Source organism: Streptomyces sp. NPDC059371 (assembly GCF_042751995.1).
Taxonomy (GTDB): domain Bacteria; phylum Actinomycetota; class Actinomycetes; order Streptomycetales; family Streptomycetaceae; genus Streptomyces.
On record NZ_JBHYXD010000062.1, the window covers coordinates 14,452 to 38,199 of the forward strand.

Genomic DNA, 23,748 nt, shown 5'->3' on the forward strand with positions numbered 1-23,748 from the left:
GCCCGCACCTGACGTGGTTGCGCACGGTGGCAACGGTTGCGGTGTCCGCGGCCCTCGTCGTGCCCCTCGCGGCGACCCCGTCAAGTGCGAACACGATCCACGAGCGTACGGCCGCCGGCTCGCGGACGTTCTCGGTGGTCGGACACGACGGCACCGCGAAGACACGCGATCATCTACGGATGCTGGCGCGGAAGTTGGTGGACGAAGGGGTGCCTGGGGTCATCGTGCGGGTGGACGACGGCCACGGCAGGCCCATCGAGATCTCCGAGCAGGCCACCTGGACGAAGAAGGACCATCGGCTCAGGGCGGACGACGAGGTACGCGAAGCGTCCAACACCAAAACGGTGATGGCCACCCTCGTCCTGCAACTGGTCGCCGAACACAAACTCGCCCTCACCGACCCGGTCGAGAAGTGGCTGCCCGGCCAGGTGCGCAACGGCAGAGCGATCACCCTGCGCATGCTGCTCAACCACACCAGCGGGTTGTTCGACTACACCGAGGACCCCGCGCTCGCACCGGCCCTCACCGGCTGGGACCCCCACGTATGGACGTCGACGGAAATCCTGAGCCTGGTGAGCGGACACCCGGCACTGTTCGAGCCCGGCGCCGAGTGGTCGTACAGCAACACCAACTACATCGCGATCGGCGCCGTCCTGGAGAAGGCCACCGGCAAGAGCCTCGCGGCGCTGGTGCGGGACCGGATCGCCCAGCCTCTGGGGCTCCGGCACACCTTCTACGCCACAGGCTCCGCCTGGCGCGACCGGCACGCGCACGGCTACGAACCTGATGCCGAACACATGCCGCCGGACGTACCCGACGAGTTCAGGAAATACGCCGGACCGCAGCACGACGACCACGTGGATGTCACCGGCGACTACGTCACGGCCGACGGAGCGGATGCCGCGATCGTGTCCACTGCCGGTGACTGGTCCCGCTTCTACGGCGCGCTGATGTCAGGCCGCCTGCTGCCGGCCGCCCAACTGGCCGAGATGCGCAGCACTGTGCCGGAGGGCGGACCGGAGGACCCGGACGAGCTCGGCTACGGGTTGGGCATCGAGACGGCGAAGACCGACTGTGGCACGGTCTGGGACCACGTCGGCATCGTGCCGGGCTACGCGACCTACAACGTCACCGACACCACCGGCCGGCGCACGGCCGCCTTCTTCTTCGCCACGTCCACTCTCATCAGCAAGCAGGCGCATCAGACCGGCGCGGCCCTGATGGACGCGGTCAACTGCGCCATATTCGATCAAGGAGCCGGTGAGCTGCGCGTTCTGTATGGAAATCACCGACGTCGGCCTCTCCGGTGATGGCGTCACATTGGAGATCACACGGGCGGGAGAACAGAGCACACAGTTCGTCTGGGCCCACCTGAGCTGCCTGGACGAGCGACTTCACAAGCAAATCACCCGAGGCCCATGGCTCGACGACTAGAGCTCGTCCGGACGATCACTATCGTGCTGCGTCAATGCGGAAAGATCAGGGCGCGAAGTACCAGCAGTACAGACCAAGCTGCTTCTCCACACGGCTGCTGGCCAGGGCTGACACGCGTTGGAGGAGGTCCACCGCGTCTTCCAGCGAGATCTCATCGTCCAGTTCGGTAGCGGCCCCGGTCCACACAAGGGCTGTGGCTCGGAGCCGGTTTCTTTCGGCAGCGGCCAAGGCCATGCACAGTGGCTCCGGGACGGCAAAGATGGTGAACCCATCGTTGGCCATGGGCACCACGTCCCGAACTGTGCTCTCGGCACCCGTCAGCTGAGCTTCCCACGTCAGAACTGCGTCATCCGGGTAAATGCCGTCGCACGGCACGGCCGGGAAGTCGTGACTTCTGTGGGGACCCACCCGCAGAGCAGACTCATCGTCTCGTGCAAGGAAGAACTCGCCGATGCGTGCCATTCGCCAATCTTGGCATCCCCAGTGCCAGGGAGCTGGGACGACTTCTGACATCAGCGGCTGACACCAACAAGCGCGAACAACGACGGCCAGCACCAGATCTCAGCAGACCCTCGACCGAACCGCCGGGCTGGTCGAGCGGCGTCGACAGCTTCCTGTGATCGACCTGATAAGGATGAAGCCAGAGTGCAAAATCGGTGGCGTCGGCCTCGGTAGACGGACGGAACCGCGCAGGCTCCGCCGACCTCAGTGCTGCATCTGGTCGTACACATCTCGACCTGCTTCCTGAGGGAGCAGGTACAGCCTCAAGTGCTGGCGGAGAAAGCTCTCCAACCGTGGGAGCTCGATCGCGTCGGCTGGAAGGTCACCGGGACGCGGACGGTAGAGCTCGACCAACCGGGCCATCAGCTCTTCGTCAAGCAACGGCGCTTGAAAGCGATCTATCGTCCCGATGTAAAAAAGCCAGCTGAACAGCCGGTTGGCGGGACAGCGCCCTTCACCCGCATGCAGGTTCTCTGGCTCGTGCTCGGCACTCCAGGAACCGACATACAGGTAGGAGGCGCAACGCAAGCCCTCGTCCAAAGCTGGGGTCGGATCGTCCTTGCAATTCCAATAGATCCGAGCCTCGTCCCCGGGTATGGGGCTCGGGGCGGCTGCCAACCACAGTTGGTAGATCTCCTCCATGACCGCAGTCTGGCATGTCGAGTCGACGGTCAACAGGCATCGAGAGGATCACCAGTGCACGGCTCTGTGCCACTCTCTTGCCTGAACGGGCAGGGAGCCACGGGGAATTGGGGTACCAAGGGCACGGCCGCCGGACTCCGCCCAAGACAGGGAACCCCGAGGTCAGACATGTGACTGCCAACCTCGCTCCTAAGACGTTGTTTCTCTTGGCCCCGGCTGGCCGCGATCGGGGTCGCGCGTGAGGTGACCTGGATGCATGCGGGGTGGCAGCATCGCGTCGTCATCACTGGCATCCGAGGAGGTTGAAGTCGTGCTTCAGGGCGACGAAGTGGTGCGGGCACTTCTGGCGGCGGTGGCGACCCTGGAGGATCTCGTCAAGGTCGGACGTGACTCGCAGATGGCCTTGAGCGCCCTGGAAGAGATCGCCTTTGAACTCGGCAAGATGGATTCAACGGAGAGCCGGCGGTTCGTTGAGGCGCTGGAGCGTGTCGCCGCTGCGGAGCCGGACCGTGCCGCCTGGATCCAGGGCGTTCCGAGTGCGCTGGGCATTGAGCGAATCTGATCAGGCAGCCGTCAGGCGCCGGAAGCAGATGAAGGCGGCGGCTATGCCGACGAAGCCGAGGAAGTGCTCGGACTTTCGCTCATAGCGGCGGTGCAGCCGTCGACACCCCGCCAGCCAGGACACCGTGCGCTCGACCACCCACCGGTGGCGGCCGAGGCGACCGGAGGGTTCGATCCCGCGGCGGGCGATTCGGTGCTGGATCCCCCGGCCTCGAAGCCATCGGCGCAGGTAGTCGTAGTCGTATCCCTTGTCCGCATGCAGCTTGCCTGGTCGCCGCCGGCGTGGTCCACGTCGGGAACGGATCGGCGGGATGCCCCGAACGAGCGGCTGCAGGGCCAGGCTGTCGTGGGTGTTGGCGGCCGAGATGCCGAGCGAGATCGGTAGGCCGTTGCGATCACAGATCAGGTGGATCTTCGAACCTTTCTTGCCCCGGTCGGTCGGATTCGGTCCGGTCAGAGGCCCCCTTTGGTGGCGCGAATGCTCACCGAGTCGATCGCGCACCGGGACCAGTCGAACTTTCCCTGGCAGCTGAGCTCGTCCAGGATCACTCGGTGCAGCCGGGCCCAGACCCGGTCGCGGCTCCACTGGGCGAAGCGGCGGTACACGGTCTGCCAGCGCGGCCCGAACGCTGGCGGCAACTGCCGCCAGGTGCAGCCCGAGGTGGCCACGAAGACGATCGCAGCCAGCGTCTCCCGGTCGCCAGCACGACGCCGACCACCTCCCTGCGGACGCCGGACGACCGTCTCTGGAACCACCCACCTGAACAACTCCCACAGCTCGTCAGGCACCAGACGCTCGGCAAGACCCTCCACACCGAGCCCAACGCGGCAGCCAGCCAAAAGAAACGGCGTCTAAAAGAGTGTTTTGTCCCGGTGAGGTTGTTTGGTGGCGCTTCACCGGGGCGAGTTGAGAAGGCTGTTGGGGCGAAGGTGTTCCCTGTGGTGGATGGGGCAGCTGCCGCTCTTCGGCCGCACGTTTCCATCGGTTTGCTCCTGTCTGATCCCAGAGCGCCCCCGCTTGGCTCCGTTTGCGCCCTGCAGGGACGGGCTGCCCGCCGGTACTACCGAAACATGACGCGACAACGCCCGTACCCCAGCGACCTCTCCGATGCCCGCTGGGAACTGATCGGCCCCACGCTCACCGCCTGGCGGGCCGAGCGCAGAGGCAAGGGCCTGGACATCGGCCGCCCACCCGAGCACGACCTGCGCCGCATCATGGACGCCATCCTCTACGTCGACCGCACCGGCATTGCTTGGCGTTACCTGCCGCACGACTTCCCGCCATGGGAAACGGTCTACGGCTACTTCGCCGCATGGCAAAAAGAGGGCATCTTCGACCAACTCAACGGCCTTCTGCGTCGCCTGGTGCGAGAGGCCGAAGGTCGCGACGGTGAGCCCACCGCCTGCGTGCTGGACGCGCAGAGTGTGAAGACCTCCGCGAACGTGCCCGCGGCCGGCCAGGGCATCGATGACGGCAAGAAAATCGCAGGCCGCAAGCGCCACATCGGGGTCGACACCCTCGGCCTGCTCCTGGCCGTCTGGGTCACCGCGGCGAGTGGCTCCGACAACGTCGGCGGCATACACCTGATGTCCCACATCGCCACCACCCACGCCCGCGTGACCAAAGCATGGGCCGACACCGGCTACCGCACCAAAGCCATCGACCACGGCGCACGCCTGGGCATCGACGTCGAAGTCGTCCACCGCGAGCCGGGCGTCAAAGGCTTCAAGGTGATTCCACGGCGCTGGGTCGTCGAGCGGACCTTCGGCTGGCTCATGCATCACCGCCGCCTGGCCCGCGACTACGAATCCCACCCCCACCGCTCCGAAGCCATAATCCACGTCGCAATGATCGACCTCATAAGCCGCAGACTCACCCGCGAATCCACCCCCAACTGGCGCGACACCTGAACCTCGAACCAAACAACCTCGCCGGGACAAAACGCTCTTTAAAGCGGTGCTCCATATCTGGCGGGTGAGATCATCCGTGTATGGCAGACGCACGGCTACCCCCGGGATGGTCCCTTCAGCAGATCCGCGACGTATCCGGGGACAAAGAGGCTGTCGCCCTGGGGCCAAACCGGGCGGTGAAATGGGTAGGGCGCCCCGGAGCCCCCGACGAGGTGCTGCACCCGGAGATCGTTCTCGGATTCCACGACCTGTGCCTTGTGAAGCCTGTCCATGACGACTGGTACATGGGCAGCCTGTACGACGACGGCAGTGTCATCTGTTGGGCAGCCTGTAACAATCTGTACGACGCACTGCGCGGTCTGTAGAGGCATGCGGGCCTGTCCCTGCACTCACGAGACTTCCTGAGGCGGCGGTACAACAGCGAAGTACGGCAACCACGGAAACCGATCCCATCCCGTAGCACCTCCCTGTGCCCGAAGTACGGTCTGTATGACCATCACTGACCGATCTCTCTAGAGCTACGGATCAGATGCTGTCCCTGGCCCGTAGCTCTGTCTTTCGCCGGCGTGCGTAGTCGTCAAGGTCTTGCTTAATGGCCATGACGTCCTCGATGAGGATGCGGATGGGCCCGCAGTGCAGGGCGTCGCAGGAGCGGGGGAAGGTGCCGTCGATTAGGGAGACGCCGCTGAGCACCACACCCGCTACCTCATCGACCGCAGTGCACAGGACTGGGTGGAACGAGCAGTCCTCGTAGATATCACCTACTTGGATATTGTTCGGATTACCGGGGTTCGTCGTGCCATTCATAGGACCAGACTTCCACGAGCGCCTGTCCAACTGCGTGACGACGCCGACGCACACCGGCACGAGCACGGACGCGTATGGACCTTCAACGCAGGTGAACGCCACACCAACCCAAGGCAGCGCCTCCACCCAATTCACTTTGGGACGAAGCAGTCCCCATGTCACTGCCATGCCACATCGTGCGGTCAGCCACGGTCAACGACGGCTCTTAGCAGCCGAGAGGCACCTTTTACCAGGGCCGTTACTGCCGGATCGGGTGCCGAGGCGGAGTGGGCGGTGGCGGGATCACCAGCACGTGATTGACGCGAACGCGTTCAAGTACCGCACAGGGACGACGTGGATGGACCTGCCCGAGCACTTCGGGTCCTGGAGGGCGCCCACAACCGGCTTCGGACGTGGGCGGCCGACGGCACTTGGGAGAAGGTTTTCACCTCCCTCCGCGCCCAGGCCGACATCGAAGGCGACCTCGACTGGGTTGTCGCTGTCGACTCCATGATCGTCCGCGCTCATCAGCACGCTGCGGGCGCGTCAAAAGGGGCCCCGGCTGGCGAGCCGGCCGACCATGCCCTCGGACGATCCCCCGGTGGGCCGACCACGAAGATCCACCTCGCCGCGGAAGGCCACTGCAGTCCCCTCGCGTTCGCGATCGCGCCTGGCCAGGCCGGTGACGCACCCGCATTCGAGCAGGTCATGGCTCAGAGGTCGTTATGTGAGGTCTCGTGCAGCGCGAGTCGCGGCAGTCGTGTGTGAGGCAGGATTCGGTCATGGATTTTCGGATCGAGTGGCCTGCACCCATGGACGAGTACGACTGGGCAATACAGGAGACCAAGGGCTGGCTGGATGTCACCGTCGCGTGGGACGGTGACAGGCAGGTCGTCGAGGTGTACGACCCGGTTCGACTTGCACAGTCAGTAACCAGCGAGACTGCCCGGCTCGGGCACTTCAAGGCTAGGCGCCTGCTGGTGGTCCCGAGTGTCACGCGCGAGAACATCGAATCCGCCGTCTCTGCGATCGCGGACGAAGGCTTCTTCGATCACGGATAGCCCGACGCAGTACGGTGGCCGGGAACAGCCCAGCCAGCACCACACGGGACCGCTCGGAGGTGCAGCGACGGCGATGCGTCGATGCGACCGTCGGTACCTCATGCCGGCTGCCGTCGACGGACCTTCGCGTTGCACGCCGGGCTTCGTGGTGAGGGCGCGAACAACCCGGCCTCAGGCTCGGTGAGGATGCCGCGGGCGACGAGCTTCTTGAGCTTCGAGCGCATCCCCTCTGTGTGTCGGGGATCGATGCCGCTGCCCAGTGCCTGGCAGCCCTCCCTCGCGCGCAACCGACCGGCGCCGCTGGTGAACACGGCGACTATCTGCGGGTAGGCAGGCGTGACTGGGGTGCGGGCAAGAGAGCCGGCCTCGGGGTCGTCTTCCCCGGCTGGGGCCTCCCCTCGCCGATGCCGCTTGACCAGCCCGGCGACCTTGCCCGGCCGGGTCCTGGAGCGTGTCTCTTTGATCGGTTGGTCTGTTGATCGGGTGTGTCCGTCCGATTAGTGATCACTGATGCGACGTGGGACCGGATCGAGCCGCTGATGCCAGCCGATCCGGTCCGTGGTCGGCGGTGGGCCGCTCACCGCCGAACCCCTGGAAGCCATCGCGTGGAAGTACCGCACCTGCTCGCCCTGGCGGGACCTGCCCGATGAACTCGGCTCGTTCCAGACCGCCCACAAACGGCTGATCAGGTGGGCTGTGGACGGCACCTGGGAACGCATCCTCGCCGCGGTCCTGGCAGCGGCCGAGGGTGCTGACGACATCGGCTGGACCGTGTCGGTGGACTCCACCGTCTGCCGGGCTCACCAGCACGCCGCTGGCGCCAGGAAAAAGGGGCTCCAGGCCGGACCGAACCCGGCGACCATGCGCTTGGACGCTCCCGCGGCGGCCTGAGCACGAAGGTCCACCTCGCCAGCGACACCCTTGCACGCCCCCTCGCCCTCTGCGTCACCGCGGGCCAGGCTGGCGACGCCCCGGCCTTCGAGACCGTCATGGCCGGCATCCGTGTTCCGCGAAGCGGGCCGGGAAGACCGAGGACCCGACCCGATGCCGTCCTGGCGGACCGCGCGTACTCATCCCGCGCGATCCGAAGACACCTCCGCCGACGTGGAATCCGCGCTGTCATCCCCCAGCCGTCCGACCAGCTCGGCCACCGTCTGCGGCGAGGCCGCGCCGGCGGTCGCCCACCGGCTTTCGACGCCGAGGCGTACCGGCAACGCAACGCGGTCGAGCGATGCATCAACCGGCTGAAGCAGTGGCGCGGCCTGGCCATGCGAACGGACAAGCTCGCCATCGGCTACCAGGGCGCACTCCACCTCGCCGCCATCCGCATCTGGGCACGCCGATGACCACGGAACAAGAACCTAGACCCGTTCCAGCGGGCGGTGAGGGGGTGGCGGGGGCTCGACCTGGATGGAATCGTCGGGGCGGACGGTCCCTCCACGGCGGACCACAGCCATGACGCCACACTTGAACGTGAACTCGCCGGACAAGGGGTCCATGGCGAAGACCTCACCGAGCAGCCCCTTGCGGAAGTCGTTGATCTTCGAGCATGGGTTGCGCAGTCCGGTCACCTCAAGTACCGCCTGCTCCCCCAGATGGAGCAGGGCGCCGGTAGGCAGGCCCAACAGGTCCATCCCGCGCGTGGTGATGTTCTCGCCGAGCTGGCCCGCAGAGACCCTATAGCCCTCGAGCGCGAGTTCGTCGAAGAGTTCCTCGTGCATCAGGTGGACCTGGCGCAGGTTGGGCAGGTTCGGCTCGTAGGTCATGCGGAACTGGTGGCGGATCGTCTCACCTGCGTGAACGTCTCCTTCCACTCCGAGCCCCGTGAGCAGCCTGATGGAATCGCGATTGGGCTTGCTGAACGAGTACCCCTCGTTACGGCTCACTGCGGTCACCTGACCAGGCATCACGCCCTCCACCTGTCGTCGTTCTGCGGCCGGTCGATCATAGAGGCGGTGCAAGCAGCCTTGTGAGGGAAGCGTGCAGTGAGCGGCATCGGGCGGATGGGTCATGTCCGGCTCCTGATCGGCACCGTCCCGTCAACGAACACCAAAGAGACAGCTCCTAAAGCGTGTTGCAGAAGGTCGTGTCTGGGCAGGTCAGAGGCTGGCTTGTGGCGGGTCTGGTCATGCGGTGAGGGCGAGGTTGTGCATGTGGGCGACGGCCTGGACGGCGTGGTGCAGGCCGGTGTTGCGCTGTCGGCAGTCGCGGAGAATCTTGTAGTGCTTCATACGGGCGAAGGCGTGCTCGACACGGGCCCGGACTTTGCGGTGTTCGGCGTTGTCCTCTTCCTCGCCGGGCAGCAGGGGTCGCCCCGGCCGTTTGCGGTGCGGGACGACGAGGCCGGTGTTGATGTAGGCGCCGTCGGCGAGGATGGTCACGCCTGCGCTGATGTCGGGCAGGCCGGATTCCCGCCATGCTTTCGCGTCCGCGGCATTGCCGGGGACCGGCCGGGCCGCAGCGATGACCAGCTTGGTGTCGGCGTCGATGATGACCTGCACGTTCGCTGAGAACCGGTAGTTGCGTGAAGAGGCGCCGACCTTCCGGTCACGGACCGGGATGAGCGTGCCGTCCACGATCCACAACCGTTCGACCGCGTCGGCCGGCTGTGAGGCCGGCTCGATGGCCAACAGAGGCCGCAGCCGCTGGACAATCCTGCACACGGTCGCCGGCGAGATGCCGAAGAGCGGAGCGAGCTGCCGCATCGTGAGGTTCGTGCGGTAGTACACGGCCACCACCAGCACCCGGTCAGCCAGCGGCAGACACCACGGCCGGCCACCACCAGGACCGTCACCGCCCCGCTCCCGCACGACCTTCAACAACCGCTCGAACTGCCGCATCCGCAGCCCCGTGAACGTCTCCACCCACAACGGATCAGCCCTCAACACCCCACGCATACAGGAGAAATGCCCGCCTCGCAGGCTTCTGCAACACGCTTTAGGTGCCGGCCTCGGCTTCGTCGACAACCCCACCGGACGCCTCGCCGGCGTGAACAACATCCCCGACCGCGTCTGGATCGACGACCGCGACGGCCTCTGGTGCCTGCTCGGCGTCACCCCCACGGTCGCCCGCTGCCAAACCCTGCTGACCTCCACTCAGAAATCACTGCCCGCGCTCATCGACTGGATGATCGTCCGCCCCATGCAGGTCCTCCGGTGGGAAGCCGACTGGCTGCGCCTACAGGCCACGATCCGCTGGATCACCGACTACCGTGGCCCAGCCGTCTACCTGCGCCAGGTCGACGTACCCGGCGCGGACACCAAGTTCATCGAACGCCACGGCGCCATCCTGACTAACCTGCTTGAGCAGTGCCTTCCCAGCGACCGCCTCCACCTCCCCAACCTCCTACCAGGAAGAGGACCGCCACCGGGCGAGATCACTCCACAGGTGTTGGAGAGGCGGACGGCGGGGGATAACTCGGGTGCAACAAGGGAGACAGCAGAGCCAGCGACTCGCACAACGAGGATGGGAGCGAGGCCGAGGTCGACGGACTTCAGTCAGCCGTGGCACCGTGCGCCATCACCTCACCGTCGGCTGCACACCACCTGTGCGAGCCGAACTCGCCATCTTCTCGGCGGCCGCCAGGGCGGTGAGGCCCTGGATCTCCTCCCCGGCCTCGATGACTGCACGCTTGACCTCAAGGGTCAGGCCGACCGACGTCTTGATGACGCCTCGCACCAGCGGTTTCGCCACTCTTTTGGCCAGGGGGGCCGCAATCACGCCGACGAGGAAGGGAGGAACAGCAGGGAGCATGTGTGAACCCTCTTCTTGTGTGCACAGCACGACTGCAGACGCCGCACGACCCGATACCGTCTGGCCGACAAGGCTGGGCAGGAATGTCTCCCCCACCAAAAACACGATAGTCGGACCTCGGCCGATGCGCCCGTAGACGCCGGCGCTGTTCATTCGGTCGGGTGGAAGCTCGCGGGAGCGGCCCGTGGCTGCGCAACGGGATCAGAACGGCTTCGGCGCCCCCGGTCCGCACTGGTCCAGCAGCGAGTCCACCACCTGCACAACGAAATCCGGTACGCGATCCGGGAAGTCGTGGCCGGTTCCCTCTGGGGTGTAAACCCTCCGCCCCCTGCTGGAGGCCGCGAGGAACCGTTCTCTCACGGTGAGGAAGAAGTGCCGTACACGGGCGCTCTCCTGCGGATCGTCGACGGCGTCGAAGATCTCGCCACCGCCCGTCAGATCGCGTGGCGCCACGAGGAGGAGGGGCAGCGAGCCGAGCTCGCCGTCGTGCACTGCCGTCTGCCAGCCGTCTCGGGTGATGCCGTCCGGCGACAGCTCTCGCAGGATCGATGCCGCGGCGCAGCTCGCCTTGGTCCTGAGCTCGATCATGGTGAGAATCTGCGTCGGATCATCGGAGGTGTGTGTCTCCTTCTTGCCCGCGAGAGGGTGGAGGCCGAAGAGGTGACGCAGTGCGAGGACGGTCTGGTCCCTCGGGGCACGTCGCAGGGCCGGAAGCGCCGGGCCGAAGGCGACGGCATCGGGCGGGGTGGGATCGAGCAGCACCAGACCGGCCACCAGATCGGGGCGGCGCCTGGCGGCGTTGGCCATGAGCAGCCCCCCGAACGAATGCCCCACGAAGACGTAGGGCCCCTTTTCACCGGCCCGTTCCAGCACCGTGAGCAGTTCGACAGCTTCTGCCGCCGTCGTGCGCGGGAACGGACCCGGGTCGCTCCAGCCGGAACCCGGACGGTCCACCAGGACCGAACGCATCTGTTCCCGCGCCAGCGCGTGCAGCCGGTACATGGCGTACCCGCCGGCATGGCCGCCCGGCATCCAGACCACAGTGGGCCTCGGCCCGGCGTCCCCTTCGGCCAGGACATGCATGCGGTAGCCGCCCACGTCGACCATTCGTCCGGGTGGCGGATACCTCCCGCGTATCCGGCCCACATGCACCAGATGGCGGAACGACCCGAGACCGAGCGCGAGGGCCACGGCCCACAGCACACCGCCGAGAATCCGCCGGCCGGTGCCCCTGGATACACACCGCGCACCGGCGGCCGCCGGCAGCAGAGCGATGCCCAGCCCGGCCCAGTCCCGGCTGAGCAGCCGGAGTATCGCGTCGGCGGCACGTCTTCCCGGTCGCATGGTCCCTTCTCCGTCCCAGCCTTCGCGGCCGCTGCCGGGGACACCTCACGTCTCAGCGACCGGTACGACCATCGTCCCCTGGGAACCCCGCGGGCGCCACGCGCGGTGCCGGGACCCCGCCCTCCGTCACAGATGGGCAGCCGCCGACACCGTACGGACGCTGCCAGGAACCGACCGCGCACGGTCCGGGAGCTGTGGGTGCGTGCCGTGGACTTCCAGGCCCTCGATACGGGTATTCGCCGTCAGGCCGGACCGGCGCCTCACGCGCGCGCAAGGCGTGCTGCCACGTCCGCGACCACTTCGGCCTCCCGGGCTGCGAGGTAGAAGTGATCCCCGGGGAACGGGCACAGCTCGAAGGAGCCCGGGGCGGTGAGGCCGGACCAGGCGAGGACCCCGTCGAGCGCACAACTCGGGTCGTTCTGGCCGACGTACGCGGTGATCGGTGCCTTGACCGGAGCCGGATTCGGGGGGTGGTAGCCCTCGATCAGCCGGTAGTCCGAACGGAGGGCGGGCAGCAGCAGGTCACGCAGCTCCGGGATGTCGTAGGCCTCCGAGTGCAGGTCTCCGAGGTGCCGGACATGGGCGATCAGGGTTTCGTCGTCGGCATTGTGCAGCGCGGCGTGTCCGGCCCGCTGGGGGGCTTCGTGTGCGGAGACCAGCAGGTGCGCGGGGACGATGCCGCGGGTCTCCAGCCTCAGGGCCACCTCGTAGGCGACGCAGGCGCCCATGCTGTGCCCGAAGAGCGCCAGCGGCCGGTCGAGACAGGGCCGCAGTGCGTCCTCGATCGTGTCGGCCAGGGTGGCCATGTCCTCGATGCAGGCTTCCGCGAGCCGGTCCTGGCGGCCGGGGTACCGCACAGCGAGCACCTCGACGTCCTCCGGCAGCAGCGCGGACCAACCGTGGAACAACTGTGCCGTGCCGCCGGCGTGCGGGAAACACACCAGTCGGAGCCTGGGGTCCGCCGCGCGCCGGTGAACACGGAACCACTTCTTCGCGTCGGTCGCCGTCATCGCCGACGGATCCCGCGCAGGTACAGGGAGCCGAGCTTGGTGAGAAAGGCGGGAAGCTGCTCCACCGCCTTCGTGGATACGTATGCGGGCCGCTTGGTGTGGCGCCGGCGATCGGCCACGACGAGTTCGCAGGCACCGCCTTCCTGGATGAATTCCGGGGAATACAGGGGGGTTTCGGTCGCAGACATCCGACCTGCCTCCATCAGGGTGTCGTGATGGCCGATACGGCGCAGTCCGCCATGTCGCCGGTGGCGCGGCGGTCACATGCGAGAGGCCAGGCCGACGAACGGCCGCTGTATCCGCCGAAGACTCCATGGAAAAAGTCAACTTCGTCACGGAGGGACTTGAGCGGAAAGGAACGGGCTTACTCTGACCGGGACTTGGCAGCCTCGACCGGTTACGCAGACGAAAACGTGGCCGTGACATTGGGACGAGAGAGAATCACACGGAGAGTCGGCGGGCAGACTCAGTGCGCCTTGGCGGCGACCGAACCGTCGCTACGGGCCTTGCCGACGGGCTTGGCCTGGCGGCCGGTCCGCCCCTCGTGGGCCTTTTCCGCTACGGGCGCTGGTTTGGCGGCCGCTCCGGCCCGGCCCGCGGTGCCGTCCTCCGGGGCGCAAACGCCGTGTCCGGCTCCCGGTGTCGTCTGGGCTGCGAGCACCTCGGCAGTCGCCTCGGCAGCGAGATCGTGGATTCCTTCGCCGGCTTCATGGACGGCCCTCTTGACCTCGATTCCCAGGCCCACCGACGCTTTGACGACCCCTCGCACCAAGGGCTTTCCCAGCCTCTTCACCAGGGATGCCGCGATCAGACCGATCAGGAAAGGAGGTACTACAGGAGGCATGGCACAACATCCTTCTCTTCTGTCGAGGAGATGATGATTTGATGGACGCACTCCGCTTCAGCGGACCCGCAGACTCCATCACAGAGAGTATCCGAGGCCGGGTAAGCGGCTACCAATTTCCTGTGGCCTTCACTCATTCGAGTAGAGCGGCTTCCCCTGGAATTCTGTTCGGCCGTATGCCTCGTGCAGTTCTCTCGCCACCCGTCGGCGCAGGGCGGGAAACGGCAGTGTGCCGCCGGTCAGCACTGTCTCGTGGAAGGCGCGCACGTCGAACGCGGCGCCGGCGTCACGTTCGTATGCCGCCCGCAATGCCGTGAACTCCGCATGACCCGCCCGGTACGTCAGCGCCTGCCCCGGCAGATCGGTCGCGTAGCGCAGCAACTCGGTCGTGATCTGCGCTTCGGACTCGGCTGCCGCGTGGGCGCGCATGAAGGTGCGCGCCTCCTCCAGTGTCATCGTCCCGAGGTTGAGGCCGGTGTCGACGACGAGGCGCTGCGCGGTGAAGCGTTCATGAGCCAGGCGTCCGTACGCGTCCCACGGGTCGTCGTACAGTCCCATCTCCCAGGCGAGCCCTGCCGCGTACTCCGCCCAGCCCTCCTCGAACCCGCTGAAGGCCGTCAGTTCGCGGCGCAGGTCGGGCAGCGCGGTGTTCTCGGCCTGGCGGGCGAGGTGGAAGTGATGTCCGGGCGACAGCTCGTGGTAGATGAGCGCGGCCGCGCCGAGCAGTGACCGATGTGCCAGGTCCGAGGCGTTGTAGCGGTAGCGTCCCACCGGTTGCGTGGCGGTCGGCGGTTCGTAGTAGCCGAACGTCATCGACCCCTCCAGCGCCGGGTCGAGGCGGGCCACGCCGTAGGGGGCGCGGGGCAGGACCGCGAACCACTGCGGCAGCAGCGGTGTGAGGCGGTCGAGGTGTCCGCGGTAGCGGGCTTCGACCTCCTTCGGGGTGGCGGCGTACAGGCGCGGCTCGGTGGCGAGCCGTTCGTTGAACTCCTCCTCCGTCCCGGCGAAGCCGAGCGTGCCGCGCATCTCCCGCATCCGATCGCCGAGTTCGCGGCAGTGCTCCCGGCCGAGTTCGTGGAGGCGTTCGGGCGGTGTGTCGCCGGAGGTGTACGTCCTGACGAAGGCCCGGTACGCCGCCTCGCCTTCCGGGTAGCGGGCCCAGCCGACGGCCTGCGGCGCCCGCCGGAGGTAGTCCGGGTCGCCCACGAGGGCGACGAGGCGGTCGAACGCCGGCTCCAGTTCGGTGGCCACGAGCCGCTCCACCGTGTCGCGCAGGTGACCCCGGCTCGCCGCGTCGAGCCGGGTGAGCCGCCCGGCGTCCGCCCGGACGTACCGTGCCACCGACTCCCGCAGACGGGTGAGTGTGGTGCGGACACCGTTCAGGGCCGGAGCATGGACGCGAAAGCCCCGCTCCGCCTGCCCGGCGGCCTTGTGGCCGATCGTCGCGACGCAGCGGGCCAGGTCCCGTACGAGGGTCACGTACCGGTCCGCGTCGGCTCGGTGCTCGAAGCGGAACGGGCGGAAAACGGTGTCACCGTATTGCTGGAGGCGGAAGAGCTGGTACGGCGTGGCGGTGGGGGTGAGCCAGTGGAAACGTCCCGCCGCCTCCTCCTGTTCGGCCAGCGCACGAAGGAAGCCCGCCGTGTCGGCGGCGGGACCGGACGGTTCCGCCGGTCGCAGCGCGCCCAGCCGGCTCAGCACCCCGGCCGCGAACCCGGCGCGCTCGTCTGCCTCCGCGGCGGACACCCCCGACAGCGACTCGACCGGCAGCCCGCGGCGCGTGCGCAGCGACGGCTCGCGTGCGAGCAGGAAGTCCCAGTACGAGGTCGCGAGTCGGTCGATCTCTCGCTCCGTCGAGTCGTCCGGGGAGCGCCCTGGATTGATGACCATGTCACCAGTGTGCGCCTTGAGGTGACGCAGCGTCAGCAACAGGACCGTGAACCGCGCGCCGGGCGGCCTCACTCGGACGGGGGAAATAGTCCCGCATGTTCGCGTCCGGCCCGGGAAGCCCGGCCGGCGCCGTCGATCGCGATGGCACGATGAGCGGCATGCACCGCCGAACCGTGTCGTCTCCCGGGGCCCGGTCGGTCGTGGCGGCGGCCGGTGCCGTCGTGTCAGCCGTGCTGGCCGGATGCGGCGGCGACGTGTCGTCGACGCGCACTCCTGTGGTCGTGGGCGGCACCGTCACGATCGCCGCCGTCTCCGAGACCCCGAGCTTCGACCCGTACTCGCAGTTCGGCCTTTCACTGGCTCCTTATGCCTACGACTCATTGGTCGATGTGGCGCGGGACGGGCGTGTGGTGTCCGGTCTGGCCGAGAGATGGCAGGCGGGGGCCACTGCGGCGAGTTTCACCCTGCGCAAGGGGGTGACCTGCTCCGACGGCACGGCCCTGACGGCGTCCGGGGTGGCCCGGTCGCTTCGGTATGCCGGCGATCCCCGCAACCGGCTCATCGGTGCCCGGACCGCCCTGCCGGGTGTGCCGTTCACGGTGTCGGCCGACGACGCGGAGCGGACGGTGTCGGTGCGGACGGCATCGCCGTACAGCTTCATCGTGCGGACGGTCGGTCTGCTGCCCGTCGTCTGCCCCGCCGGACTGACGGATCCCGGCGCGCTGGAGAAGAGGTCGGAGGGCACCGGACCGTATGTGCTGAGCGGCTACACCTCAGGGGGTCCCTACCTCTTCACACGGCGCAAGGGTTACGCGTGGGGGCCGCGTGGAGCGGGAAACGCGGCTCCGGGGCAGCCGGAGCGGATCGTGGTGACGGTGGTTCCGCAGGAGTCCACCGTGGCGAATCTGCTGCTCACCGGCGGAGTGAACATCGCCATGGTGACCGGCCCGGACCGGGCGCGGCTGACCGGCCACGGTCTGGCGACCGTCCAGGTGCCGACCGTGGTGGGGCTGACCTTCTTCAACGAACGCTCCGGCCGGCCCTTGAGCGATCCTGCGCTGCGCCAGGCGCTGGTGGGGGCCCTGGACCGCAAGGGCCTGGCCAATGTGGCGATCGGTGGAGACGGTACGCCCGCGCGCCATCTCACCGCACCGGGCTCCCTCTGCCACTCCGACGTGGCCACGGGGAACCTGCCTTCCCACAGCGCCGTGCGGGCCCTGCACGCCGCGGGCTGGACGAAGAACGTGCGGGGCAGGCTGGTCAGACAGGGGCTGCCGCTGCGTCTGCGGCTGCTCAGCAGCGCCGACTTCGGCTCCACCCTTCCGTCGGTCGCCGAACTGATGGCCGTGACGTGGCAGGCCCTGGGCGTGGACGTCGACCTGGTCGGCGAGAGCCGCAACGCGGTGGTCCAGGCCATGTACGGAAGCGGCGACTTCGACGTCGTGGTCGGCAGCTCGCCGGGGCCGCCGCTGCCCGCGCAGCTCGTCCCGTACTTCTCCGGCCCGCCGTCATCAGGAGGACTGAACTTCGCGCGTGTCACCAACCCCGCGTACGACCGTCTCGTCGCCCGAGCCCTGCGTTCGCCGGGCTCGGCCAGCTGCGCGGACTGGAACAGGGCCGCCGCGGCGCTTCTCCGCTCGGCCGACGCGCTGCCCGTCGCCGACGGCACCAGCACGGTGTACGGCTACCGGACAACCTTCTCCGTCGCACCTGGCGGCCGGATCGTACCGACCAGCATCCGCCTGCACAGATAGCCCTGGCAGACGCACCGCGCGGCCGCCCGCCAGTCGAGGAGGTTTCCCATGAAGACCGTGTCCGCGCGGCTCGGTGCCCCGGCCCGGCACCACCCGTGGGTGGTGTTCTGCTGCCGGCGCGCGACACGGCTGGTCGTCTCGCTCTTCATCGTCGTCACCGCTTCCTTCGCGATGATCCGGCTGATTCCCGGGGACCCGGTCCGGGCCGCTCTGGGCGTGGACGCCCCGCCGGACCTGGTGGCAGCGAAGCGGCACGAACTCGGTCTGGACCGGAGCCTGCCGGAACAGTACTGGCAGCATCTCCCGCGTCTGACCCACGGCGACCTCGGGGTCTCGCTGGTGACCGGCGAGCCGGTGGCCGACCTGGTCGGGGCACGATTGCCGGCCACCCTGCTGCTCGCCGTCCTGGCCTTCGTCTGCGTACTCGTCGTCGCGCTCCCAGGGGGGCTGCTCGCCGCGGTGTGGACACACAGGGGGCGACGCCCACGGGTGGAACTGGCGTTCACCGCCACCACCTCGGTCCTGGCGGGCGTGCCGGACTTCGTCCTCGCGGCGGGTCTCACCGCAGGGCTGGCGGTCGCCCTGCGCATCCTTCCCGTCGCCGGCGACCTCGGTCCCCGGTCCTATGTGCTGCCCGTCCTTGCGCTGGCACTCGCTCCGACCGCGGTCCTGTTACGGATCGTACGGGTGGAGACGTTAAAGGTCCTCGACACGGACTATCTGCGCGCCGCCCGCGCGAAACGGCTGCCCGCCGTCCGGCTCCACCTGTGCCACGTGGCACCGAACGCGCTGACCGCGTCGCTGACGTTCGCGGGGAATCTGTTGCCGGCCCTGATCGCGGGGACCGTACTGGTCGAGAAGGTGTTCGCCTGGCCGGGCATCGGTTCGGCGATGGCACAGTCCGTGGCCGCGCAGGACTACGCGGTCGTCGAAGCGTCGGTTCTGGTGCTCGGCTCGTCGGTCCTCGTGGTGAACTTCCTGGTCGATCTGGCCCTCGCGCTGCTCGACCCCCGATCGGTCATCCGGAAGACGTGACCCGATGATGCCGTCCTCCTCCCTGTCCTCGCCGTGTGCTGCCCACGGCCGGTCTCGCGCTTCCCGGTCGCGCTGGGCCACCCCCATGGGCGTGATCACCCTGGTGATGCTCGGGTCGCTCGCCGTACTGGCCGTCGCCGGGGCGGTGCTGTGGGGGCAGCAGGCCGACCGGCCGGACCCGTCGGCGGTGCTACGCGCGCCCACCACAGGTCATCTGCTCGGCACGGACCGTCTAGGCCGTGACTTGCTCGCCTGGCTGCTCGCGGCGACCTGGCCCTCCCTGCTGTCGGCCGTCGCGGCCACGCTCCTCGGGGCGGTCGCCGGCATCACGCTCGGCGCGCTCACCGCCGAAGTGGGCGGGCGCGCCGCCCGCCTGCTGGGGGCGCTGATCAACCTTCTGCTGGCCTTCCCCGAGCTCCTCGTCGCGATGTTCCTCTCAGCCCTCTTCGGGGCGGGCGCGGGCGGTGCGGTGTTCGCACTCGCCGTCGCCTCCGCACCCGGCTTCGCGCGGATCACGCAGACCCTTGCCGCCCAGGTGGCCGGGACCGACTTCATGGCCGCGGCGCGGGTGCTGGGCCTGCGCCGTCACCGGCTCCTGCTGCGCCATGTCCTGCCCCACATCGCCGAACCGCTGATGCTCAACACCACGGTCGCCGCAGGCTCGGCGCTGGTGGCGCTGTCGGGACTGAGCTTCCTCGGACTGGGGGTGCAGCCCCCGTCGTACGACTGGGGGCTCCTGCTGAGCCAGGGGCTGGACCGCATCTACACCGAACCGCTGCCCGCCGTGGCGCCCGGCATCGCCATCGTCTACGCCGCCGTCGCGTTCCAGCTGCTCGGCGAGATGCTGGCCGGAGCCGCCGTACGGCAAGCCCACCGGCACCCGGGGGAAGAGCCTGTGGCGCACCCGGCACGCACCGACAGCCCGGCATCCGTTGGCCAGGTGCTGGAGGTGGAGGATCTGCGGGTCGTCCTTCCCACTGCGGACGGGGTGATCCGGCCCGTCCGCGGTGTCACCCTCACCCTGCAACGTGGTGAGATGGTCGGCCTGGTAGGCGAATCCGGGTCCGGCAAGTCGCTGACGGCGCTCGCCATCGCCGACCTGCTGCCGGACGGCGCCCGCGCGACCTGGGGTACGCACCGGTTCCTCGGTGCGGACGCCGACTCGCTGACCCGCGAGGAGCGACGCAGGCAACTGGCGACGGGAATGGCGTTGATCTTCCAGAACCCGGCGTCGGCCTTCAACCCGTCGCTGCGGATCGGAACGCAGATGACGGAGGCCGTGCGCACACACCGTGGCACCCCTCGTGCCGAGGCCGTCGAGCAGGCGCTGGCCCGGCTTCAGATGGTCGCGCTGCCCGCCGGACGCCGGCTCCTCCGGTCCCGCCCCTTCCAGCTCTCCGGCGGTCAGCGTCAGCGAGTGGCGATCGCCGCGGCTTCGATGATGCGCCCCGACCTCATCATCGCGGACGAACCGACGACAGCCCTGGACGTCACCGTGCAGCGGCAGATCCTGGACCTGCTCCGCCGGGTCCGGCACGACGACGCCACGGCGATCCTCTTCATCAGCCACGACATCGCCCTGGTATCCGATGCCTGTGACCGGGTTCTGGTCATGTACGGGGGAACGATCGTGGAGAACCTTCCTGCCCATGAACTGGCGGTCGGCGCACGGCATCCGTACACGCGGATGCTCGTCGCCTCGGTCCCGGACCTGGCCGCGGATCCCGACCACCCTCTGCACACCATCGAGGGAGGGCCGCCCGATCCGTACGGTTCGGCCCCGGGGTGCCCGTTCCATGACCGCTGTCCGCATCGGCTGGACCGGTGCGCGGTGGAGAGCCCGGTGCTGTCCCCGCTCGGCCCGGGGCACGAGGTCGCCTGCTGGCAGCCGCTGCCCTCGGCACCGTCCCGCGAGCCGCGTGAGACCGAGGAGGCGCAGAAGTGAGCACAGGGCCGGGGCTGGTGCTGCACGACGTCACCGTTCGCCATCAGGGACCGCTCGGGCCGATCACGGCAGTGGACGGCGTGTCGCTGGACGTTCCCCAGGGCACGACGGTCGGCCTGGTGGGCGAGTCCGGGTCGGGAAAGTCCACTCTGGCACGAGCGGTCGTCGGGCTGGACCCCCCGTGCGCCGGGCGGATCACCGTCGGAGGGTGGGAGTACGTCGGGCGCCGGGTGGCCGACCGGCGCCGGCTGGGGGAACGGGTCCAACTGGTGTTCCAGGACCCGGACACGGCGCTGGACCCCCGCATAACGGTCCGTCAGTCGCTTGCCGAATCGGCCGGGGCCTTCGTCCGGCTGAACCGCCGTAGCCGCGAAGAGCGCATCGGCGGACTGCTGGAACTCGTCGGTCTCGACACCGGCTGCGCCGACCGGCTGCCGCGGCAGCTCTCGGGCGGCCAGCGCCAACGCGTCGCCGTCGCCCGCGCGCTCGCCGTCGATCCGGCGGTGCTCATCGCCGACGAGGTCACCTCGGCTCTCGACGTGTCGGTCCGGGCGGCACTGCTCACCATGCTCCGGGATCTGCAGCGGCGCATGGGCTTCGCCATGCTGTTCATCAGCCATGACCTCGCCGCCGTCCGCCATGTGTCGGACGCCGTCGCCGTGATGTACCTCGGTCGGATCGTGGAGATCGCCTCCACCGAGAGCCTGCTGCGCGGCCCACGGCATCCCTACACCCGAACACTGCTGTCCGCCGTGCCGAGTCTGCACGCCGGGAGACGCCCGGCCGGGGAACCCCTTCTCACCGGTGAGGTGCCCGACCCCGCGTCGCCGCCGACCGGATGCCGCTTCCATCCCCGCTGCCCCGTCGGGCCGGACCGACATCCCGGACGGGACGTCTGCGCCGCACGGGACCCACAGCCGGACGCGGCCGGGCAGCCGCATCGCGCAGCCTGCCACTTCCCATACCGCACCGACGACCGCCCGCCCCAGACCCGTCACGTTCCCCCGGACGACAACGGTGACCGGACTCCGCGAACCCCCGAGGACCCGCCGTCATGACGGCCGGGGAAGCGGACACGCATCCGTCCGGCGCGGACGCGGTCGTCGTGGGAGCCGGTCTGATCGGTGCCGCGGTGGCACGGGAACCGGCGCACACCGGTGGGCGTGTCGTGGTCGTCGACAAGTCCGGCGGCGTCGGCCACGGATCCACCAGCGCGTCGAGCGCGATCATCCGTTTCAACTACTCGACCTGGGACGGTGTCGCCACCGCAGGGGAATCCCAGCACTGCTGGACACGCTGGGCGGAGCACCTGGGCACCGTGCGCGGCCCTGGTCTGGCGGCGTTCCGACGGAACGGAGCGATGCTCCTCGACGCGCCGGGCTCCGGAACATCGGAGGTCGTCGCGCTGTTCGAGCGTGCCGGTGTGCCGTGCGAGCGCTGGGACGCCGCGACGCCGCGCAGCCGGATCCCCGGTATCGACGCGGGACGCCACGGGCCTCCCAGGTCCCTGCTCGACGATGCCTTCTTCTCCCCCCGAAGGTGAACTCGGCGCACTGTTCACACCCGACGCGGGCTTCGTCGACAACCCACAGCTCGCGGCACAGAACCTCGCGGACGCGGCGGCCCGCCTCGGAGCGCGCTTCCTCTTCCACCGTACGGTCGTCGGTGTCCTACGTCGCGAGGACCGGGGGGCCGGCACCCTGTTCGCCGACGGCACTGCGATCACCGCACCGGTGGTGGTCAACGTCGCCGGGCCCTGGTCGGGAGCGTTCAACCGGTTGGCCGGAGTCGGGCCGAGCTCACCGTCGGAGTGCGCCCACTGCGCCAGGAAGTGCACCAGGTGGCCGCACCGGTCTGCCAGGGCGACACCAACTCGTCGGGCCCGGGCAGTGCCGAGACCACGCTCGGCCCGATGTCGGCCTCGGGACCTATCTGTGCCCCTCCGGCGGACACCTCCTCATCAGCAGTACGGTGCCCGCCTGCGACCCCAGGGAGCGGCTCGACGATCCCGACAAGTGCAACCAGTTCAAGAACGCTCCCCTGGCGGGCAGGTTCCTCGCCAACCTGGTCGACCGTGTCGAGGCCGGCCACGACCACGACCGCGATCCGCTGCGGTACACGGGGGAACACACCGGCGTCGTCGTCGGCCTGGGTGCTCTCTCCCGCAGGCGGCCCCTGGCCGAGGGTGCTGCCTCTCGAACCGTCATGGGCTGACGTCCGGCCATCAGCGCCCGTCCACCACGCCGGTGCCGTCCGGCAGTTGATGTGCGGGACGACACCGGCCTCATTGATCCGGAAGCGGCTACCAGCGGCCACGTGCCGACGCCGAGCCGAGCTTGGAACTCAGCACCGACAGGAATACCGGGAGCCTGGCCACCGCGGATTCGGGAACCGGGGTGACCTGGACCGTGTCCCGGACCACGTCCTGCACCACGAGTTTGTAGGTGCCGTCTTCCTCGACGAGTTCGGCGGCGTAGAGCAGTGTTTCCACCAGGGGTCCTTCGGTCGTGTCGTGCGGCGGGGTCAGGCGCCGTTGAGCCAGGTGTTCCATGCCTTGGTGGCAAGCTCTTCGTCCGCGTCCTCGGCGAACAGGTGGTGGCCCAGCCAGATCGGCCAGTTCCAGGAGCTGCCGTTGAAGAACCGGTACAGCGCGTCCGGACCTCGCAGGCCGGCGAAGTCGGGGCTCAGCCAGTCCACGACCACCTCCGTCGGACCGCCGTCCGTACCTGGGAGGTCGAGCGACAACCGGTCGCCGACGGCCGCGTCGTCATCAAGACCGAGGCGCCGGCGCAGGGCGGCGAAGTCGGCGGGGTCGTCGGTGCACTCGCCACGGGCGGCCTTGACGTAGACGGCGGGGCGGCCGGCGAAGTGCCTCAGGTACTCGGGGAGGGAGTGCTGGTAGAAGTCGACGTGCTTCTCGGCCGCGTCCGCCTTCGTGTCCCAGTTCCAGGTGTCGTCCACGACGCCCGTGTGTACCCAGTGGATTCCCATCCGCAGGTGGCTCGCGCCGCCGTCGGCCGGCTCGATGCGGTAGGTGAGCGTGTTGGAGAACCCGCCGTCCTGGGTCGCCCGAACCGCGAAGTGGCGCGGCGGCTCCCACGCCACGACGGTGCTGTCGCCGCGCGTGGCCTTTCCGCCGACGCGCGGCTCGACCTCCATCGGGTAGAGCCAGCCGAGGTTGCCGGCACCGGTGGCGACCGCGTCCCAGACCTGTTCGGGCGGGGCGGGCAGGTCCTGTTCCCGGCGGACCTCGAGCTCTCGGGCCATGGTCACTTCT

The 23,748-nt window shown here is 68.6% G+C and carries 26 protein-coding genes and 3 pseudogenes; 15 read left to right on the plus strand and 14 right to left on the minus strand.

Annotated features, from left to right (window positions below; translation table 11 throughout):
• The first annotated feature begins 26 nt into the window (after positions 1 to 26).
• Positions 27 to 1,310 carry a serine hydrolase domain-containing protein gene (locus tag ACFXGX_RS28485; protein WP_384796341.1) on the plus strand — a complete coding sequence of 428 codons (1,284 nt, stop codon included), beginning with the start codon at positions 27 to 29 and terminating at the stop codon, positions 1,308 to 1,310.
• A gap of 169 nt (positions 1,311 to 1,479) precedes the next feature.
• Here the strand turns inward: ACFXGX_RS28485 and ACFXGX_RS28490 are convergent, their stop codons facing one another.
• Both ACFXGX_RS28490 and ACFXGX_RS28495 read right to left on the minus strand, forming a co-directional pair.
• Entirely contained in the window at positions 1,480 to 1,896 is a 417-nt protein-coding gene (locus ACFXGX_RS28490) for a hypothetical protein (RefSeq protein ID WP_384796342.1), read from the minus strand.
• 243 nt (positions 1,897 to 2,139) lie between these two features.
• Entirely contained in the window at positions 2,140 to 2,577 is a 438-nt protein-coding gene (locus ACFXGX_RS28495) for a hypothetical protein (protein WP_384796344.1), read from the minus strand.
• A gap of 256 nt (positions 2,578 to 2,833) precedes the next feature.
• Between ACFXGX_RS28495 and ACFXGX_RS28500 the strand changes: the two genes are divergently transcribed.
• Positions 2,834 to 3,139: a hypothetical protein gene (locus tag ACFXGX_RS28500; protein WP_384796346.1), complete on the plus strand. Its 306-nt coding sequence runs from the start codon at positions 2,834 to 2,836 to the stop codon at positions 3,137 to 3,139.
• On the opposite strand, the gene ACFXGX_RS28505 is transcribed toward ACFXGX_RS28500, so the two are convergent.
• Positions 3,140 to 3,951 (minus strand): IS5 family transposase gene (locus ACFXGX_RS28505; protein ID WP_384796348.1). Its coding sequence is split into 2 segments (ribosomal slippage): positions 3,140 to 3,601 and positions 3,604 to 3,951, totalling 810 coding nucleotides; the frame shifts between segments, so codons are not numbered across the junction.
• A gap of 258 nt (positions 3,952 to 4,209) precedes the next feature.
• Here ACFXGX_RS28505 and ACFXGX_RS28510 point away from each other — a divergent pair.
• Both ACFXGX_RS28510 and ACFXGX_RS28515 read left to right on the plus strand, forming a co-directional pair.
• Complete coding sequence (locus ACFXGX_RS28510) at positions 4,210 to 5,049, plus strand: IS5 family transposase (protein WP_384796350.1); 840 nt, start codon at positions 4,210 to 4,212, stop codon at positions 5,047 to 5,049.
• A gap of 176 nt (positions 5,050 to 5,225) precedes the next feature.
• Positions 5,226 to 5,414 (plus strand): hypothetical protein, encoded by a 189-nt coding sequence (locus tag ACFXGX_RS28515; RefSeq protein WP_384796351.1) that lies wholly within the window; start codon positions 5,226 to 5,228, stop codon positions 5,412 to 5,414.
• A gap of 160 nt (positions 5,415 to 5,574) precedes the next feature.
• Here ACFXGX_RS28515 and ACFXGX_RS28520 read toward each other — a convergent pair whose 3' ends face one another.
• Positions 5,575 to 5,982: a hypothetical protein gene (locus tag ACFXGX_RS28520; RefSeq protein ID WP_384796353.1), complete on the minus strand. Its 408-nt coding sequence runs from the start codon at positions 5,980 to 5,982 to the stop codon at positions 5,575 to 5,577.
• 207 nt (positions 5,983 to 6,189) lie between these two features.
• Between ACFXGX_RS28520 and ACFXGX_RS28525 the strand changes: the two genes are divergently transcribed.
• From ACFXGX_RS28525 to ACFXGX_RS28535, 3 genes and pseudogenes are all read left to right on the plus strand, one after another.
• Positions 6,190 to 6,603: a transposase gene (locus tag ACFXGX_RS28525; protein ID WP_384796355.1), complete on the plus strand. Its 414-nt coding sequence runs from the start codon at positions 6,190 to 6,192 to the stop codon at positions 6,601 to 6,603.
• A 44-nt stretch (positions 6,604 to 6,647) separates the two neighbouring features.
• Positions 6,648 to 6,896, plus strand: a complete 249-nt coding sequence (locus ACFXGX_RS28530; RefSeq protein WP_384796357.1) for a hypothetical protein — start codon at positions 6,648 to 6,650, stop codon at positions 6,894 to 6,896.
• Positions 6,897 to 7,381: 485 nt separating this feature from the next.
• Positions 7,382 to 8,242: pseudogene (locus ACFXGX_RS28535) on the plus strand (IS5 family transposase).
• Positions 8,243 to 8,257: 15 nt separating this feature from the next.
• Here the strand turns inward: ACFXGX_RS28535 and ACFXGX_RS28540 are convergent.
• Both ACFXGX_RS28540 and ACFXGX_RS28545 read right to left on the minus strand, forming a co-directional pair.
• A complete protein-coding gene (locus ACFXGX_RS28540; protein ID WP_384796393.1) occupies positions 8,258 to 8,803 on the minus strand; it encodes an MOSC domain-containing protein in 546 nt (181 codons plus the stop codon).
• A gap of 219 nt (positions 8,804 to 9,022) precedes the next feature.
• Positions 9,023 to 9,793: a transposase family protein gene (locus tag ACFXGX_RS28545; protein WP_384796359.1), complete on the minus strand. Its 771-nt coding sequence runs from the start codon at positions 9,791 to 9,793 to the stop codon at positions 9,023 to 9,025.
• Positions 9,794 to 9,884: 91 nt separating this feature from the next.
• Here ACFXGX_RS28545 and ACFXGX_RS28550 point away from each other — a divergent pair.
• Positions 9,885 to 10,187: pseudogene (locus ACFXGX_RS28550) on the plus strand (DUF3322 domain-containing protein); the annotation flags it as partial.
• Positions 10,188 to 10,415: 228 nt separating this feature from the next.
• Here the strand turns inward: ACFXGX_RS28550 and ACFXGX_RS28555 are convergent.
• The 6 genes from ACFXGX_RS28555 to ACFXGX_RS28580 form a co-directional block, all read right to left on the minus strand.
• Positions 10,416 to 10,802: a DUF5132 domain-containing protein gene (locus ACFXGX_RS28555; RefSeq protein WP_384796361.1), complete on the minus strand. Its 387-nt coding sequence runs from the start codon at positions 10,800 to 10,802 to the stop codon at positions 10,416 to 10,418.
• Positions 10,803 to 10,850: 48 nt separating this feature from the next.
• Positions 10,851 to 11,993, minus strand: coding sequence for an alpha/beta fold hydrolase (locus ACFXGX_RS28560; RefSeq protein WP_384796363.1), 1,143 nt, complete (start codon positions 11,991 to 11,993; stop codon positions 10,851 to 10,853).
• Between the two features lie 260 nt (positions 11,994 to 12,253).
• Positions 12,254 to 13,003, minus strand: coding sequence for a thioesterase II family protein (locus ACFXGX_RS28565; protein ID WP_384796365.1), 750 nt, complete (start codon positions 13,001 to 13,003; stop codon positions 12,254 to 12,256).
• Positions 13,000 to 13,191, minus strand: a complete 192-nt coding sequence (locus ACFXGX_RS28570; protein ID WP_384796367.1) for a hypothetical protein — start codon at positions 13,189 to 13,191, stop codon at positions 13,000 to 13,002. The genes ACFXGX_RS28565 and ACFXGX_RS28570 overlap by 4 nt, the downstream gene beginning before the upstream one ends.
• A 278-nt stretch (positions 13,192 to 13,469) precedes the next feature.
• Positions 13,470 to 13,847 carry a DUF5132 domain-containing protein gene (locus ACFXGX_RS28575; RefSeq protein ID WP_384796369.1) on the minus strand — a complete coding sequence of 126 codons (378 nt, stop codon included), beginning with the start codon at positions 13,845 to 13,847 and terminating at the stop codon, positions 13,470 to 13,472.
• A gap of 129 nt (positions 13,848 to 13,976) precedes the next feature.
• Complete coding sequence (locus ACFXGX_RS28580) at positions 13,977 to 15,737, minus strand: DUF885 domain-containing protein (protein WP_384796371.1); 1,761 nt, start codon at positions 15,735 to 15,737, stop codon at positions 13,977 to 13,979.
• A 158-nt stretch (positions 15,738 to 15,895) separates the two neighbouring features.
• Here ACFXGX_RS28580 and ACFXGX_RS28585 point away from each other — a divergent pair, with 158 nt between their 5' ends.
• The 7 genes and pseudogenes from ACFXGX_RS28585 (at position 15,896) to ACFXGX_RS28615 (ending at position 22,685) form a co-directional block, all read left to right on the plus strand.
• Positions 15,896 to 17,491, plus strand: a complete 1,596-nt coding sequence (locus ACFXGX_RS28585; RefSeq protein ID WP_384796373.1) for an ABC transporter substrate-binding protein — start codon at positions 15,896 to 15,898, stop codon at positions 17,489 to 17,491.
• 48 nt (positions 17,492 to 17,539) lie between these two features.
• Positions 17,540 to 18,526, plus strand: coding sequence for an ABC transporter permease (locus tag ACFXGX_RS28590; RefSeq protein ID WP_384796375.1), 987 nt, complete (start codon positions 17,540 to 17,542; stop codon positions 18,524 to 18,526).
• Between the two features lie 85 nt (positions 18,527 to 18,611).
• Complete coding sequence (locus ACFXGX_RS28595; protein ID WP_384796377.1) at positions 18,612 to 20,471, plus strand: dipeptide/oligopeptide/nickel ABC transporter permease/ATP-binding protein; 1,860 nt, start codon at positions 18,612 to 18,614, stop codon at positions 20,469 to 20,471.
• The gene (locus tag ACFXGX_RS28600; RefSeq protein ID WP_384796379.1) at positions 20,468 to 21,529 is read left to right on the plus strand and encodes an oligopeptide/dipeptide ABC transporter ATP-binding protein; all 1,062 of its coding nucleotides are present in this window, start codon (positions 20,468 to 20,470) and stop codon (positions 21,527 to 21,529) included. Before ACFXGX_RS28595 ends, ACFXGX_RS28600 begins: the two co-directional genes overlap by 4 nt.
• Positions 21,526 to 22,014, plus strand: a complete 489-nt coding sequence (locus tag ACFXGX_RS28605; protein WP_384796381.1) for an FAD-dependent oxidoreductase — start codon at positions 21,526 to 21,528, stop codon at positions 22,012 to 22,014. Before ACFXGX_RS28600 ends, ACFXGX_RS28605 begins: the two co-directional genes overlap by 4 nt.
• Positions 21,989 to 22,198, plus strand: a pseudogene (locus ACFXGX_RS28610) (FAD-dependent oxidoreductase); the annotation flags it as partial. The gene ACFXGX_RS28605 and the pseudogene ACFXGX_RS28610, both read left to right, overlap by 26 nt.
• Positions 22,199 to 22,442: 244 nt before the next feature.
• Positions 22,443 to 22,685 carry a hypothetical protein gene (locus tag ACFXGX_RS28615; protein ID WP_384796394.1) on the plus strand — a complete coding sequence of 81 codons (243 nt, stop codon included), beginning with the start codon at positions 22,443 to 22,445 and terminating at the stop codon, positions 22,683 to 22,685.
• An 88-nt stretch (positions 22,686 to 22,773) separates the two neighbouring features.
• Here ACFXGX_RS28615 and ACFXGX_RS28620 read toward each other — a convergent pair whose 3' ends face one another.
• Positions 22,774 to 22,962 (minus strand): hypothetical protein, encoded by a 189-nt coding sequence (locus tag ACFXGX_RS28620; protein WP_261708680.1) that lies wholly within the window; start codon positions 22,960 to 22,962, stop codon positions 22,774 to 22,776.
• Positions 22,963 to 22,994: 32 nt separating this feature from the next.
• The gene (locus ACFXGX_RS28625) at positions 22,995 to 23,738 is read right to left on the minus strand and encodes an SRPBCC family protein (protein ID WP_384796383.1); all 744 of its coding nucleotides are present in this window, start codon (positions 23,736 to 23,738) and stop codon (positions 22,995 to 22,997) included.
• Positions 23,739 to 23,748: the final 10 nt, after the last annotated feature.